Source organism: Nocardia sp. NPDC004573, assembly GCF_053602135.1.
Map to the genome: position 1 here is coordinate 253,371 of NZ_JBSGDA010000006.1, position 14,440 is coordinate 267,810.

Below are 14,440 nucleotides of genomic sequence, written 5' to 3' on the forward strand. Positions count from 1 at the left end.
GCCGGCCGGGTGACAATCGCAGGCGTTCGGATCGGCGGAGGGACACGGCGTTGGCGATTCTCGCTCTGGACATCGGCGCGACGAAGTTCGCGGCCGGGGTGGTAGGCCCCGGCGCCGAAGTGCGCGACGTGCGCCGGGTGGACGTGCCGGCCGCCCGTGTGTGGGACACCTGTCGCGAGTTGCTGCTGGCGGTGGCCGGTGGGGAATCCGTCACCGCGGTGGGGATCGGTGCGGCGGGACCGGTGGACGTGCGGACCGGCGTCACGGGTCCGTTGAACATTCCGGAGTGGAAAGCGGGCTTCCCGGTGGTCGCCGCCGTGCAGGAGCTGTTTCCCGCCGCCGCGATTCGTTTCGCCATCGACGGCGCCTGCCTCGCGCTGGCCGAACATCGCCTCGGCGCGCTGCGCGGGGTGCCGGACGCACTGGCCATGACGGTGTCGTCGGGGATCGGCGGCGGGATCCTGGCGGACGGGAAGGTACTGCTCGGGCGCACCGGTAATGCCGGGCACGTGGGCCACATCGTCGTGCCCGGCTGGGACACGCCCTGCGGGTGCGGTGGCCGTGGTTGCGTCGAAGCGGTCGCGAGCGGCATGTCGTCGGTGCGCTGGGCGCGCGAGCAGGGCTGGTCCGGCACGACGGGCGCGCAACTGGCCGCGGACGCGCACGCGGGCGACGAACTCGCCGTCGCCGCACTGCGCCGGGCGGGCACCGCGCTCGGCGCGGCCATCGCCTCGGCCGCGGCTGTGCTGGACGTCGACCGGGTGGTGATCGGCGGCGGTTTCGCGCAATCCGGTGCGCCGCTGTGGGATCCGCTACGTGCCGCGCTGGACGCGCACGCCGGACTGAAGTTCCTGCGCGGGCTGCGAGTGGAACTCTCCGAGATCACCCACGGCGCCACCCTGGCGGGCGCGGGGGTGCTCGCCGTCGACGAACCCGTCTGACTTCGCGCTTTCCCGCGCGGGCCGGGGGCGGGCCGGCGGGAACCGATGCGACCCGGTCGAGCGCGCATGGGAGGATGACCGCATGACGTACACCCTCGTGCTGCTGCGCCACGGCGAGAGCGAATGGAATGCCATGAACCTGTTCACCGGCTGGGTGGACGTGCACCTGACCGACAAGGGCATCGCCGAGGGCAAGCGCGCCGGGGAACTGCTGGCCGAGCACGGCATCCTGCCGGACGTCGTCTACACCTCGCTGCTGCGCCGCGCGATCTCCACCGCGAACATCGCGTTGGACGCAGCCGACCGGCACTGGATCCCGGTGATCCGGGACTGGCGGCTCAACGAGCGGCACTACGGCGAGTTGCAGGGCAAGAACAAAGCGCAGATCCGGGAGAAGTACGGCGACGAGCAGTTCATGTTGTGGCGTCGCAGCTACGACACCCCGCCGCCGCCGATCGACCCGACCAACGAGTACAGCCAGGAAGGCGACCCGCGCTACGCGGGCATCGACGTCCCGAAGACCGAATGCCTGCTGGACGTGGTCAACCGGATGGTGCCCTACTGGGAGTCGACCATCTCCAAGGACCTGCTGTCCGGCAAGACCGTGCTGGTCGCCGCGCACGGCAACTCGCTGCGCGCGCTGGTCAAGCACCTCGATCGGATCTCCGACGACGACATCGCCGGCCTGAACATCCCCACCGGCATCCCGCTGCGCTACGAGCTGGACGAGAACCTGCGCCCGGTGCGCCCGCACGAGTACCTGGATCCCGAGGCGGCCGCCGCCGGAGCCGCCGCTGTCGCCGGGCAGGGCGGCAAATAGCCCGCACAACGCGAATCCGCAACGCGCCGTCACCCGCAGGGGTGGCGGCGCGTTGTCGTTTTCCCGCGGGCGAAAGCGTTGCCGGGCGACACGCCGGTGGGATGACATCGACCTGCGACGCGGCCGCGCCGAATTAAGTTACCCACTGTTTTTACCGGCAAGTAGATAGGTACACTCTGGTCCGTTCGACCAGCCGAGAGGTGGATCACGTCCGATGAAGCACGCGTTGCGGGCCACGGTGGCGGCAGTTGCCGTCACGATGCTCGTTCCCTTCCTCGCCGGCGGCGCCGATGCCGTCGCGCCGCCCACCGGTCCGGATGGCGGCGCCGCGGGAGCGTCCTGGGCGGCCACCCAGGACGGCCCTCAGCAGTTCCCGAACATCTACATCCAGTGGGACGTCCCCATCACGATGAGTGACGGGACCGTCTTGAAGGGCAACGTCTACCGCCCCGCCGACGCCTCCGGCCGCCCTGTCGACGCGCCCACGCCGACGATCGTCAACCTCACGCCGTACACCAAACTGGTCTCGAACCTGGCCGATCACGCGCAGTCGATCCCCGGCCTGTCCGACGCGCTGATCGAGTTCTTCCGGCAGATCGACATGAGCGGCACCCCGCTGTCCGGCGTCACCGATCTGACGAAGGCGTTCGGCGGTGGCGAGTTGCGCAACTTCACCGTCGACCGGCAGCTGATCAAGAGCGGCTACACGCAGGTGGTCGTCGACGTGCGCGGCACCGGTTTCTCCCAGGGTGTCTGGGACATGCTGCGCGGGCGCGAACAGCAGGACACCGTCGAGGTGATCGACTGGGCCTCCCGGCAGCCGTGGTCCAACGGTCGCGTCGGCATGAACGGCATCTCCTACTCCGGGATCAACCAGGTGCAGGCCGCCGAGCAGCGGCCGCCCGCCTTGCAGGCGATCTTCCCGGTCGTGCCGGGCAGCGACCTGGTCAACGACGTGCTCGCGCCGGGCGGCGGCTTCGGTTTCAACTTCATCCCGCTGTGGCTGACCGCGATCAACGGTCTCAAGCTGATTCCCGACCTGGCCTCGGTGCTCAACGGTCGACTGGACACCACATGGCTGGCCGACCGCGCCCGCGACCCGTTGACGTTCATGGACGTCCTGCTGAACGTCTACACCACCGCGCGGCTGGAGGACCTCGATCCGCGCGCCAAGGAACTGCTGACCGACGGCTCGGCACCGCGGCAGGACTGGCTCGGCGATCCGGGCGGGATCCGGACGCCGACCTTCGTCACCGGCGGCTGGCACGACCTGTTCACCTATTCGGAATCGAAGATCTACAACGAGATTCCGCTGCCGCCGGGCCAGAAGCAGTTGCTGATGGGCAACACCTACCACCTCAACTCGGGCAACGAGTACGGCAAACCGGGCCTGCCGCCGCGGCTGGACGTGCTACAGCGCGCGTGGTTCGACAAGTGGCTCAAGGACGTCGACAACGGCATCGATCGATACGGCCCGATCACTCTGCGCCAACAGGGCGGCGGCTGGATCACCACCGACTCCTTCGCCGCGCCGAGCGCTACGGCGGATCCGGCACAGGCGGTGCACCGCAGGATGTATCTGTCGGCCGCGCCCAGCGGCACCGCCGCGAGCGTCTACGACGGTTCGCTCAGCCCCGAGGGCAGCGGCGAGCCCGCCCGCCTGACGGTCGCGCCCGGCCTGACCAGCCTGTGCTCCAACGACGCGGCTCAGGGCACCGCCGGTGTGCTGGCGGTCATCGACGGTTGCGCCAAGGACTCCAGGATCGAGGAACTCAACGGGCTGACCTTCACCAGCGCCCCGGTCGCCGAGCCGACCTCGATCTCCGGGCGGATCGCGGTGCGGCTGAACACTGTCCAGGACACGGCCGACGGCTACTGGGTGGTCACCGTGAACGACGTCGCGCCGGACGGGCAGTCCACCGTGCTGTCCTCGGGACAACTCATGGCCTCACTGCGCGCGATCGACGAGGCCAACAGCAGCAAGTCGGCCAACGGCGACTACACCGACCCGCGGCCGTACACCTCGCTCGACCAGCGGCAGCCGACGGTCCCGGGCGAAGTGACCACGCTGGACATCGCGCTGCCCGCCACCGAGGCGCTCCTGCAGCCGGGCCATCGCCTGCGCGTCGACGTGTACGCGGGCAACTTCCCCAAGGGCCTGCCGATTCTGCCGATGCTGATCGACACCGGCCTGCGGCCGCAGCATCTGGAGCTGGATCCCGCTCGTCCGAGCTTCGTCAACGTCCCGGTTCGGGGAAATCCGGGCTGGTAGACCGGGGCGTGCGCCCTCGCGCATCAAGGTTGACGCCGCGGGGTATGGGTGAGGGCGCACGCTCCGACCGGGTCTGTGGAAACAGGCCGGAAAAAAATTTCCGCGCGTGTGTCGATCGTCTGGATCTCCCGTTCGACCTATGGGTGAGAGGGTCCGGTCAGGGACCCGGACAGCCAGAGGGAGACAACGATGAAGTTCATGCTGATCATGCGCGCCACCGACGAGGCCTACGCCACGATGGTGAACACCGACTTCGACCAGATGCTCGACACCATGGGCAAATTCAACGACGAGCTGATCCGGGCGGGCGTGCTGCTCGCGGCGGAGGGGTTGGAGGACGCCGCCGAGGGCGTGGTCGTCGACTACTCCGCTGAGACCCCCGTCGTCACCGACGGCCCGTACGGCGAGACGAAGGAGTTGTTCGGCGGGTTCTACCTGCTCAACGTGGCGTCGAAGGAGGAGGCGATCGAGTGGGCCAAGCGGATGCCGATCAGCGGCCCCGGCTTCAAGACCGAGATCCGCCGGGTTCCCACGATCGACGAGTTCCCACAGGACAATGTGTGGGTCCAGAAGGAGCGGGCGTGGCGCGAAGCCACCGGTCAGCTCTGAGCGGATCGAGGGGCGATGGGCGACCACACCGGCCGTGAGGCGGTCGCCGCGGTCTGGCGGATCGAGTCGGCCCGGATCGTCGGCGCGCTCGCCCGCTACACCGGCGACTTCGCGCTGGCCGAGGACCTGGCGCAGGAGGCGCTGGCCGAAGCGCTGGTGACGTGGCCGCGGGAGGGGGTGCCGCGCCATCCCGCCGGGTGGTTGCTCACCGTCGGCCGCCGCCGCGCGATCGACGCGTTCCGCCGGCGCTCGGCCCTCGACGAGAGATACGCCGCCTTCGCCCGGGACCTGGGCGAGGGCGGCGCCGTCTCGGGTGGCGCCGCGGTCGATCCCGTCCGCGACGCCCAGGACGTGCTGTGGGATCCGGACCGCATCGATGACGACCTGCTCGCGCTGATGTTCGTCTCCTGTCATCCCGTGCTGTCGCGCGAGGCGCGGGTGGCGCTCACCTTGCGGGTGGTCGGCGGTCTGACCAGCGACGAGATCGCCAAGGCGTTCTTCGTTCCGGCCGCCACCGTGCAGGCTCGGATCACGCGCGCCAAGAAGACCCTCGCGGCGGCCCGGGTGCCGTTCGCCGTGCCTCCGGCCGACGAGCGGGCCGAGCGCCTCGGCTCGGTGCTCAGTGTGGTCTACCTGATCTTCACCGAGGGGTCCTCGGCCAGCTCCGGTGCGGATCTGATCCGGCTCGACCTCGCCAGCGGGGCGTTGCGCCTGGCCCGGGTGCTGGCCCGGCTGATGCCGGAGGAGCCCGAGGTACACGGCCTGCTGGCGCTGCTCGAGCTCACCGCGGCGCGTTTCCCCGCCCGTACCGGGCCGGACGGCGAGCCGGTGCTGCTGGAAGACCAGGACCGCCGCCGCTGGGACCGCGCGGCGATCGGCCGGGGCCGGGCGGCGCTGGCCCGCGCCGAGCAGGCGGGCCGGGGGCTGGGCGCCTACGGCTTGCAGGCGGCGATCGCCGAATGCCATGCCGTCGCCCCGTCGGTCGAGGAGACGAACTGGGAGCGCATCGTGCTCGTCTACGAGGCGCTCGGCCGCCTCGCGCCGTCGCCGGTGGTCGACCTCAACCGGGCGGTGGCGGTCGCCATGGCGCAGGGACCGGCCGCGGCGTTGCCGATCGTGGACGAGCTGGCGGCCACCGACGCGCTCGCGCGGTCGCACCTGCTGCCGAGCGTCCGCGGGGAACTGCTCGTCCGGCTGGGACGCACGCAGGAGGCGCGCACCGAACTGGAGCGCGCCCTCGGCCTTTGCGGCAACCAGCGTGAGCGGGTGGTGCTGGAGCGTAAGCTCGCGGACCTCGACGCGGCCGATCCGGCCTGAGCGCCCGGCAGTCAGTCCGCGACGGCGAACGCGGCCGCCAAGGGCGGAAACATCGCACGGACGTCGTGCCCGGCGAACCAGAGGCCGACGGCGAATACCGATGTCGCTTCCAGGTACCGGGCCCGGTGCAGCCCGCCCGCCGGGAATGGTTGTGCGCCGAGGTCTTCGGCCAGCGTCGCGACCGCTCGCACCGCGGCCGCGTCGTCGCCGCAGAGCGGCACCGCCAAGCGTCGCTCGTCGAAGACGCGCGCCGCCGCCTGCCACACCTCGGCGGCGCAGAGGTTGAACGCTTTCACCACTTTCGCCCCCGGCGCCTGCGCCGCGATCCGTTCGGCGACAGCGTCCTCGGTGAGGACGAACGCGGTGATTCCCTCGGGCGCCGCGGCGTCCGGGGCGAAGGCGTTGGTGCAGTCGATCACCGTGCGGCCGGTCAACAGCTCACCGACGGCGCGCAGCACTTCCGGCAACGCGGGGACCGGTAACGCGAGCAACACCACATCTCCGAAAACCGCGGCGTCGCCGATCGTTCCGGGCTGTGCGCCGATCCCGGCCGCCAGTTCCGCGGCGGCCCCGGCGTTCCGGGCGCCGACCAGCACCTCGTGACCCGCCGCGCGCCAGCCGCCGCCGAGCGCCCGCGCCATCGCGCCCGCGCCGATGATTCCGATTCGCATCCGAACTCCTGACTCGAAAGGTTTCCGGCGACGAGGCTAGGAACTCCGATAGGCACTCTGGGGTGCGCAACGGCGCTGGCAAGCTGGAGCAGTGAGCGCAGAACCGATCACCGCCGAACGGGTGGAATTCGCGCCCTACGGCGACTTCGAATCCGACTGCCCGGCCCGGATGGGGGTGGACATCTTCGGCAACTCCTGGTTGCCGGTGCTCGTCTACCTGCTGCGCGAGGGCCCCATGCGTCCCGGTGAGCTCCGCACGGCCATCGGCGGGATCAGTCAGAAGATGCTGACGCAGACGCTGCGCCGGATGGAACGGATGACGCTGGTGCGCAGGCGCCGCTACGCCGAGGCGCCGCCGCGCGTCGAGTACGAACTGACCGCCGCGGGCGCGGACCTGCTCGTCCCGATCTACGCCCTCGGCGACTGGGTGGACAAACACGGCCGCGCGGTGAACGAGGCGCTGGCCGGAGCCGACGACCACGCAGACTGACCGGTCGGTGAATACGCAGCGGGTACGCCGTGTCGAACAGCGCGTAAACATGCGGCTAACGGGGCCGGAAGGGGCTATGACCTGCGCGAAACTTCGTGTACCCCGCGTTGGCCGACCGGTCGGCGACCGTACGATTCAAGGGTGAGTGTTCCCCAGGCCGTGCTGCTGGCCATCTTGGCGGCTGTCGTCGGCCTGGCAGTCGGCGGGCTATTGATCCCGTATGTGAATGCCAGGCAGGCCGCGCGCAGGCAGGCCGAGTCCGGTCTCACCATGTCCCAGGTCCTCGACCTCATCGTGCTCGCTTCCGAGAGCGGGATCGCCGTCGTCGACGAGTACCGCGACGTGGTGCTGGTCAATCCGCGCGCGGAGGAACTCGGGCTGGTCCGCAATCGCCTGCTCGACGAGCGGGCCTGGGCTGCGGTGGAGAAAGTGCTCGCCACCGGCGAATCCGCCGAGTTCGACCTGACCGCGAAGAATCCGGTCCCCGGTCGCGGCCGCATCGCGGTGCGCGGCGTCGCCCGGCAGCTCTCGCGCGAGGAGACCACGTTCACCGTGCTGTTCGCCGACGACGATTCCGAGCAGGCCCGCATGGAGGCCACCCGCCGCGACTTCGTCGCAAACGTCAGTCACGAGCTCAAGACCCCCGTCGGCGCGATGAGCCTGCTCGCCGAGGCTCTGCTGGAATCCGCCGAAGACCCGGAGGCCGTGCGACACTTCGGTCAGCGTGTGCTCGGCGAATCGCGCCGCCTCGGCAAAATGGTGACCGAACTCATCGCGCTCTCCCGCCTGCAAGGCGCGGAGAAACTGCCCGAACTCGAGGTGGTGGATGTGGACACCGTGGTGATGCAGGCCGTAGATCGTTCCCGCACCGCCGCCGAAGCCGCCGGAATCACCGTCAGCACCGACCGCCCGAGCGGACTCGAGGTGCTCGGCGACGAAACTTTGCTGGTCACCGCCCTGTCCAACCTGGTGGAGAACGCGATCGCCTACTCACCGGCCGGCTCCCACGTGTCGGTGAGCCGCTCGCTGCGCGGCGATCACGTGGCGATGGCGGTCACCGACCGCGGCATCGGCATCGCCAAGGAAGACCAGGAGCGCGTGTTCGAGCGCTTCTTCCGGTCCGACAAGGCGCGTTCCCGCGCCACCGGCGGCACCGGTCTCGGCCTGGCTATCGTCAAACACGTGGCCGCCAACCACAACGGGGAAATCACCCTGTGGAGCAAGTTGGGCACCGGATCGACGTTCACCTTGCGCATACCCGCCCACCACGAAGCAGGCGCCGACGACGACCACGACGGCGCCGTGGTGGGCATGAAAGAAACAAGCCCGCGTCCCGCCGGGCCGGGCCGACCGAATGGTGTGGAGGCACGCAGATGACGAGTGTTCTGATCGTCGAGGATGAGGAGTCGCTGGCCGATCCGCTCGCGTTCCTGCTGCGCAAGGAGGGTTTCGAGGTCACCGTGGTTGGTGACGGGCCGTCCGCGCTCGCCGAGTTCGACCGGTCCGGCGCGGACATCGTCCTACTCGACCTCATGCTGCCCGGCATGAGCGGCACCGACGTGTGCAAGCAGTTGCGCACCCGCAGCGGCGTCCCGGTGATCATGGTCACCGCGCGCGACAGCGAGATCGACAAGGTGGTCGGCCTGGAACTGGGCGCCGACGACTACGTCACCAAGCCGTATTCCGCGCGCGAGCTCATCGCGCGCATCAGGGCCGTGCTGCGCCGCGGCGCGGGCGACGAGCTGGAAGGCTCCAACGAGAGCGGCGTGCTGGAAGCAGGTCCGGTCCGGATGGACGTCGACCGGCACACCGTGATGGTGAACGGCAAGCCGGTCACTTTGCCGCTCAAGGAGTTCGACCTGCTCGAATACTTGCTGCGGAACTCCGGGCGGGTGCTCACCCGCGGCCAGCTGATCGACCGCGTGTGGGGCGCCGACTACGTCGGCGACACCAAGACCCTGGACGTGCACGTCAAGCGATTGCGCTCGAAGATCGAGGCGGACCCGGCCAAGCCGGAACACCTGGTCACCGTGCGCGGCCTCGGTTACAAACTCGAAGCGTAAACCCCACAAGCGAGGTCGGTTCCGGCCTCCATCCACGCCGACGCCCCATGTGCTCACGAAACGTAACAACCGATTTCGTGAGCACATGGGTAACTCGCCGGGGACGCCCAGAACGTGCGTGGCATCCAACGCAGGACATGAACGCAAATTTCGCGCTCCCGACCAGTACGGCCTGAAGACGCGCAGAGGCGGCTACGGCAAGTAGATCCAGGTGGTGCCGAGCGGCGTCTCGGTCTTCTGCAGGGTGATCCAGCCCAGATCGTCTTCCTGCATGCAGTCGTAGAGGTCCGCGGCGTTGGTGCCACGGCAGGCGATGGTGTGCGAGGTGCCGTATGGACTCGCGATCAGGAGCTTGCCCGCGGCCTTGGCGTTGACCGCGGCCGGGTCGGTGGCCGCCACGAACTCCGTGGTGAAGTCGTAGAACTTGTGCGGATCGCCGTTCGGCTCGGCGTGGGCTACTCCGGTCAGCGAGAGGGCGGCGCCCAGGGCGATGGTCGCCACGGTGAGAAGTTTCTTGGACATAACGGCACATCAAACCCGATCCGGGTAAAGCTCGCATGGCGACGGGGTGAACCACCCGCCGAACCGGGCAGCCCACGGCCTCCCGACCGAGCGCTCGACCGGCAAACCCTCAGGCGAACGGATCCGCGCAATCGCGCATACGGTCGGCGTGCACCGTCGCCGGGTGGACGGCGATCAAGCCCAGGCCCTCGCGGCGCTTGCAGTGCCGGGCCAGTTCGGCATACGCGGGCGCGCCGATCAGTTCGGTCAGCTCGGGAGCGTAGGACTGCCACACCGGCTTGCTGCCGACATGGGCGTCGGGGGAGCCCGAGCAGTACCAGTCCAGATCGGCCCCGCCCGGCCCCCATCCGCGGCGGTCGTACTCGGTGATCACGGTACGGAGAATCTGCACGCCGTCGGGCCGGTCCACCCAGTCCTGGGTGCGGCGGATCGGCAGCTGCCAGCACACGTCCGGCTTGACCTCCAGCGGCTCGATACCGCGCCGCAGCGCCATGGTGTGCAGGGCGCAGCCGACTCCGCCGGCGAAGCCGGGACGGTTGAGGAAGATGCACGCGCCCTCGAACCGCCGCGTGCGCAGCGCGGGCTCGTCGTCCAGCTCGTCGAGTTCCAGATAGCCGCTCTTGGTGATCTTGCCCTGCGCGTTGGTCGCCTCCTCCCGCAGTTGCCAGTCCTGCGGTGTGAGCATCTTCACGGCGCGGCCCAGCCTCTTCCGGTCGTCCTCGTCGGAGAGGAACGCGCCGTGCGAGCAGCAGCCGTCGTCCGGCCGGTCGGACAGGATCCCTTGACAAGCCGGGGTACCGAAGACGCACGTCCACCTCGACAGCAGCCAGGTCAGGTCGGCGACGATCAGATGCTCGTCGTTTGCCGGATCTACGAACTCGATCCATTCACGGGGAAAGTCGGGGTCGACTTCGGGGGCTGGGTCGATCTTCCCCGCTGGTCGGGGCCGGGTCGGGCTGCTCGGGGATGCGCCTACCGTCACGAAATACGACGCTAACAGTTAAGTCGCCTGGGTTGTAGTGCCGGATCACCCAGTACCGTGTTCATGTGCGGCTTGGGGTACTCGATGTCGGAAGCAATACCGTTCACCTGCTCGTGGTGGACGCGCACCGTGGCGGTCATCCCTTGCCGATGAGCTCGACGAAAGCCACCTTGCGGCTGGCGGAGAACATCGACGACGCGGGGTGCATCACCGAAGCGGGCGCGCAGCGGCTGATCGACACCGTGGCCGAATTCGCCAGCATCGCCGAGACCTCCAGATGCGTCCAACTGATGCCGTTCGCCACCTCCGCGCTGCGGGAGGCGGCCAACTCCGACGAGGTCCTCGGCCGCGTGCGCGCGCAGACCGGCGTCGACCTGCGGGTGCTGACCGGCGTCGACGAGGCGCGGCTGACCTTTCTCGCGGTGCGCCGCTGGTACGGCTGGAGCGCCGGGCGCATCCTCAACCTGGACATCGGCGGCGGCTCGCTGGAAATGACCAACGGCGGCGATGAGGAACCCGACGTCGCGCTCTCTTTACAGCTCGGTGCGGGCCGGTTGACCAGGGAATGGCTGCGCGAGGATCCGCCCGGCAAGCGCCGGGTGGCGGTGCTGCGCGACTGGCTCGACGCCGAGCTGGTGGTACCGGCGAAGAAGCTGCTCGAGCCGGGTAAGCCCGATCTCGCCGTCGGCACTTCGAAGACGTTCCGGTCCCTCGCCCGGCTGACCGGAGCGGCGCCCTCGGCGGCAGGCCCGCGGGTGCGCCGTACACTCACGAGCTCGGGCCTGCGCCAACTGATTGCGTTCATCTCGCGGATGACCGCGGCGGACCGTGCAGAATTGGAAGGCGTAAGTTCCGATCGGTCACAGCAATTGGTGGCCGGTGCGTTGGTCGCGGAGGCGAGTATGCGGGCACTTTCGCTGGATTCCTTGGAGATTTGTCCGTGGGCGCTGCGTGAAGGGCTCATCCTGCGCAAACTGGATACCGATATGAATGGTGGACCCGAAGCAACGTACTCAGCGGGCTCGGCGACCGGAGACGGTCGGCCGGCGTCCGGCAGCGGCGCCCCGGCGCCGGGCTCGATCGGGACGGTGTCGTCATGAGTGAGGACTCCAAACAGTTGTCGGTCGCGGAGCTGCTGGCGCGCAACGGCCAGCAGAGCGGCGCCTCTTCCGGTGGTGGTAGACGCCGCCGCAGTGGGCGCGGCATCTCCGTCGCCGAACTCACCGGCGACCTGCCGGTCATCCGGGAAGGCGGCGGTCACTCCGCGCACGCGGCGCCCGACGCCGGCGCCGACGAGCAGGCGTACGCGCCGCCCTCGTATGATCCGCCCGCGCCGGAGCCGGTGTCCTACTCGCCCGACCCGCAGCCCGACCTGTCGTCGTATTCGCCCATATCGGGCCCGATCTCGATGTACGACCCGCTGGCCGGTTACGCGGAGCCCGACCCGCCGCAGGCCGATCCGCCGCCCGGGCGATCCAGCCGGGTCATGCCAGGCCGGGAGATGCCTTCCGCGCGGCACGGCACGTCGTTCGATCCGCTGTCGCCCGATACCCCGGTGTCCGACCTGTTCTCGGCCGCCCCCGTTCCGTACGTGCCCGACCCGCTGCCCGAGACGCCTCCGCGTTCGGGGCGCAGGCGCAGGCGGGAGGAATCCGACGAGCAGGCCACCGAGGTCCGCTCGTGGCACGATGTCTCACCCGAGCCGTTCGGCGGCGGCGCGCCGCCCGATCGCGGTTTCGGCGAGCCGGGGCGCAGCAGCCACGCGGAGTTCGACGAGCCCGCCTTCGGCCGCTCGCCCCTTCCCGAGCGCAACGGCGCCAGAGGTGGTCGCGCGGCCAGGCGCAGAGCGGCGGAAGCGGCCGAGGATCTCGGCCCGTCCACCGCGGCCTGGTCACCGTCCACCGGCGGCTTCGCCCCGGAATCGGAACCGCTGCCGCTCCCGCCGCCACCCGACCCGCGACCGAAGCCGGGCAGGCCCGCTCCTCCAGACCCACAGCCGGAGGGGCATCGCCGACCGGCCCGCCGCGAGGGCGTCGGCGAGAACGGTCTCCCGGCCTGGTCCGCGCGGCGGCACAAACCGCAGCCCGACGCCGCGCCGGAATCCGGCGGCCTTTCGACCGCCGCGTGGTCGCTGGCCAGCCAGGACCAGCAGTTGCTCTCCGGCCAGACGGTCGCGGGTGACCTGTTGCGCGATGGCGTCGACCGGGCCGAGCGCGGGGCAGCGCAACGGCGCGGGCGCGGAGGGCGCGCCGCCGTCGACGTCGCGGAAATGGACGGCGTCACCGACGTCTACGAGCCGATCGAGCTGGACGAGGACGACGAGGACGATCTCCCCGACGAACCTCGCGCCACCCGGGCCGCGTCGCGGCGGTCCAGGACGGCCAAGAAGACGGAGGACGACGACAACCGGCGCCAATGGATGATCCTCGGCGGTCAGAGCACCGGCGCCGCCGTCGCGGGCATGCTGCTGTTCAAGGGCTTCGAACGCATGTGGGAGATGCTTCCCTGGGTGGCGCTGGCGCTGGCGATGATCGTGATTCTCGGCCTGGTGGCCCTCGTGCGGATTCTGCGCAGGACCGACGACATCCTCAGCACTGTGATCGCCGTCGTCGTTGGCATCTTCGTCACGCTGGGGCCACTGGCCTTTCTTCTCAGTACGAACTGAGCAGGGAGCAGTCGTGGCGAATATCGGACAAGCGAACGAGACCGGGGCGGGGTCGCGCGCAGGCGCCGGTCCGCCGGGCGAAGACGACGGCGTGGCCCGGACGCGCCCGATCCGGGTGGGGCTCTCGACCGCCTCGGTGTACCCGCAGAACACGGAGGCCGCGTTCCGGTACGCCGCCGAGCTGGGCTACGACGGCGTCGAGCTGATGGTGTGGGCCGAGCCCGCCAGCCAGAGCATCGCCACCGTGCAGGCCTACTCGCACAAGTACGACGTTCCGGTGCTCGCGTTGCACGCGCCGTGCCTGTTGATCTCGCAGCGCGTGTGGGGGTCGGACCCGGTGGCCAAACTGGAGCGCAGTGTGCACACCGCCGAGGCGCTGGGCGCGAGCACTGTGGTCGTGCATCCGCCGTTCCGCTGGCAGCGCCGCTACGCGGCGGGGTTCGCCGCGCAGGTGGCCGAGCTGGAGGAGAACAGCCCGGTGATCGTGGCGGTGGAGAATATGTTCCCGATGCGGGCCGACACGCTGTTCGGCCGACGCGAAGGCGCGGTGAAACGGCTGGAGCGCCGTGGCGGTCCCGGCCCCGCGGTCACCGCGTTCAGCCCCTCCTACGACCCGACCGATACCGGCTTCCGCCACTACACGCTGGACCTGTCGCACACCGCCACCGCCGGAGTCGATCCCTTGGCGCTGGCCGCGCGGATGGGCTCGGGTCTGGCTCATCTGCACTTGGCCGACGGCCGGGGCGCCGCGCACGACGAGCATCTCGTTCCCGGCGAGGGCACCCAACCGTGCGTCGAGGTGTGCGCGAACCTGGTCCGTACCGGCTTCAGCGGCCAGGTCGTCGCCGAGATCAACACCCAGAACGCGCGCACCACCAAGGAGCGGGCCGAGATGCTGCACCGCACGCTGGCCTTCGCCCGCAAGCACTTGGTCGTGGCCGCCGCGCCCACCCCTGCCGGCGCGAGCCGGAGGTCGCCCGACCGTCCGATGTGACGCTCGTCGCTTCTGCGCCATACGGCGATGCGGTTCGCCACGGCGTGCGTTGTACGCTGTACGAACCCCGGCGACGTTGGGCCGCACCCGCGAA

14 protein-coding genes are annotated in these 14,440 nt (G+C 69.9%); 11 read left to right on the forward strand and 3 right to left on the reverse strand.

Going from position 1 to position 14,440, the window contains the following annotated elements:
* Positions 1-50 precede the first annotated feature (50 nt).
* From ACWEKR_RS12755 to ACWEKR_RS12775, 5 genes are all read left to right on the forward strand, one after another.
* Positions 51-941 (forward strand): ROK family protein, encoded by an 891-nt coding sequence (locus ACWEKR_RS12755; protein ID WP_452354618.1) that lies wholly within the window; start codon positions 51-53, stop codon positions 939-941.
* A gap of 82 nt (positions 942-1,023) precedes the next feature.
* Entirely contained in the window at positions 1,024-1,761 is a 738-nt protein-coding gene (locus ACWEKR_RS12760; protein WP_195084135.1) for a phosphoglyceromutase, read from the forward strand.
* 214 nt (positions 1,762-1,975) lie between these two features.
* Complete coding sequence (locus ACWEKR_RS12765; RefSeq protein WP_452354619.1) at positions 1,976-4,033, forward strand: CocE/NonD family hydrolase; 2,058 nt, start codon at positions 1,976-1,978, stop codon at positions 4,031-4,033.
* A 189-nt stretch (positions 4,034-4,222) separates the two neighbouring features.
* On the forward strand, positions 4,223-4,642 hold the full coding sequence (locus ACWEKR_RS12770; RefSeq protein ID WP_159841588.1) for a YciI family protein: 420 nt from the start codon (positions 4,223-4,225) through the stop codon (positions 4,640-4,642).
* A 15-nt stretch (positions 4,643-4,657) separates the two neighbouring features.
* Complete coding sequence (locus tag ACWEKR_RS12775) at positions 4,658-5,959, forward strand: RNA polymerase sigma factor (RefSeq protein WP_452354620.1); 1,302 nt, start codon at positions 4,658-4,660, stop codon at positions 5,957-5,959.
* An 11-nt stretch (positions 5,960-5,970) separates the two neighbouring features.
* On the opposite strand, the gene ACWEKR_RS12780 is transcribed toward ACWEKR_RS12775, so the two are convergent.
* Positions 5,971-6,630 (reverse strand): NADPH-dependent F420 reductase, encoded by a 660-nt coding sequence (locus tag ACWEKR_RS12780; protein ID WP_452354621.1) that lies wholly within the window; start codon positions 6,628-6,630, stop codon positions 5,971-5,973.
* A 91-nt stretch (positions 6,631-6,721) separates the two neighbouring features.
* Between ACWEKR_RS12780 and ACWEKR_RS12785 the strand changes: the two genes are divergently transcribed.
* The 3 genes from ACWEKR_RS12785 to ACWEKR_RS12795 all read left to right on the forward strand — a co-directional run bounded on the left by ACWEKR_RS12785 (position 6,722) and on the right by ACWEKR_RS12795 (position 9,183).
* Positions 6,722-7,120: a winged helix-turn-helix transcriptional regulator gene (locus tag ACWEKR_RS12785; RefSeq protein ID WP_452354622.1), complete on the forward strand. Its 399-nt coding sequence runs from the start codon at positions 6,722-6,724 to the stop codon at positions 7,118-7,120.
* 141 nt (positions 7,121-7,261) lie between these two features.
* Entirely contained in the window at positions 7,262-8,497 is a 1,236-nt protein-coding gene (locus tag ACWEKR_RS12790) for a sensor histidine kinase (protein WP_452354623.1), read from the forward strand.
* Positions 8,494-9,183 (forward strand): response regulator transcription factor, encoded by a 690-nt coding sequence (locus tag ACWEKR_RS12795; protein WP_039802162.1) that lies wholly within the window; start codon positions 8,494-8,496, stop codon positions 9,181-9,183. Before ACWEKR_RS12790 ends, ACWEKR_RS12795 begins: the two co-directional genes overlap by 4 nt.
* Before the next feature lie 192 nt (positions 9,184-9,375).
* Here ACWEKR_RS12795 and ACWEKR_RS12800 read toward each other — a convergent pair whose 3' ends face one another.
* The gene (locus ACWEKR_RS12800) at positions 9,376-9,705 is read right to left on the reverse strand and encodes a hypothetical protein (RefSeq protein ID WP_195084129.1); all 330 of its coding nucleotides are present in this window, start codon (positions 9,703-9,705) and stop codon (positions 9,376-9,378) included.
* A 109-nt stretch (positions 9,706-9,814) separates the two neighbouring features.
* A complete protein-coding gene (locus ACWEKR_RS12805) occupies positions 9,815-10,687 on the reverse strand; it encodes a hypothetical protein (RefSeq protein ID WP_324198049.1) in 873 nt (290 codons plus the stop codon).
* 65 nt (positions 10,688-10,752) lie between these two features.
* On the opposite strand from ACWEKR_RS12805, the gene ACWEKR_RS12810 reads away from it, so the two are divergent.
* The 3 genes from ACWEKR_RS12810 (at position 10,753) to ACWEKR_RS12820 (ending at position 14,346) form a co-directional block, all read left to right on the forward strand.
* A complete protein-coding gene (locus ACWEKR_RS12810) occupies positions 10,753-11,787 on the forward strand; it encodes a Ppx/GppA phosphatase family protein (RefSeq protein WP_452354624.1) in 1,035 nt (344 codons plus the stop codon).
* On the forward strand, positions 11,784-13,352 hold the full coding sequence (locus tag ACWEKR_RS12815) for a hypothetical protein (protein WP_452354625.1): 1,569 nt from the start codon (positions 11,784-11,786) through the stop codon (positions 13,350-13,352). The genes ACWEKR_RS12810 and ACWEKR_RS12815 overlap by 4 nt, the downstream gene beginning before the upstream one ends.
* Before the next feature lie 115 nt (positions 13,353-13,467).
* Entirely contained in the window at positions 13,468-14,346 is an 879-nt protein-coding gene (locus ACWEKR_RS12820; protein WP_452354690.1) for a sugar phosphate isomerase/epimerase family protein, read from the forward strand.
* Positions 14,347-14,440 lie beyond the last annotated feature (94 nt).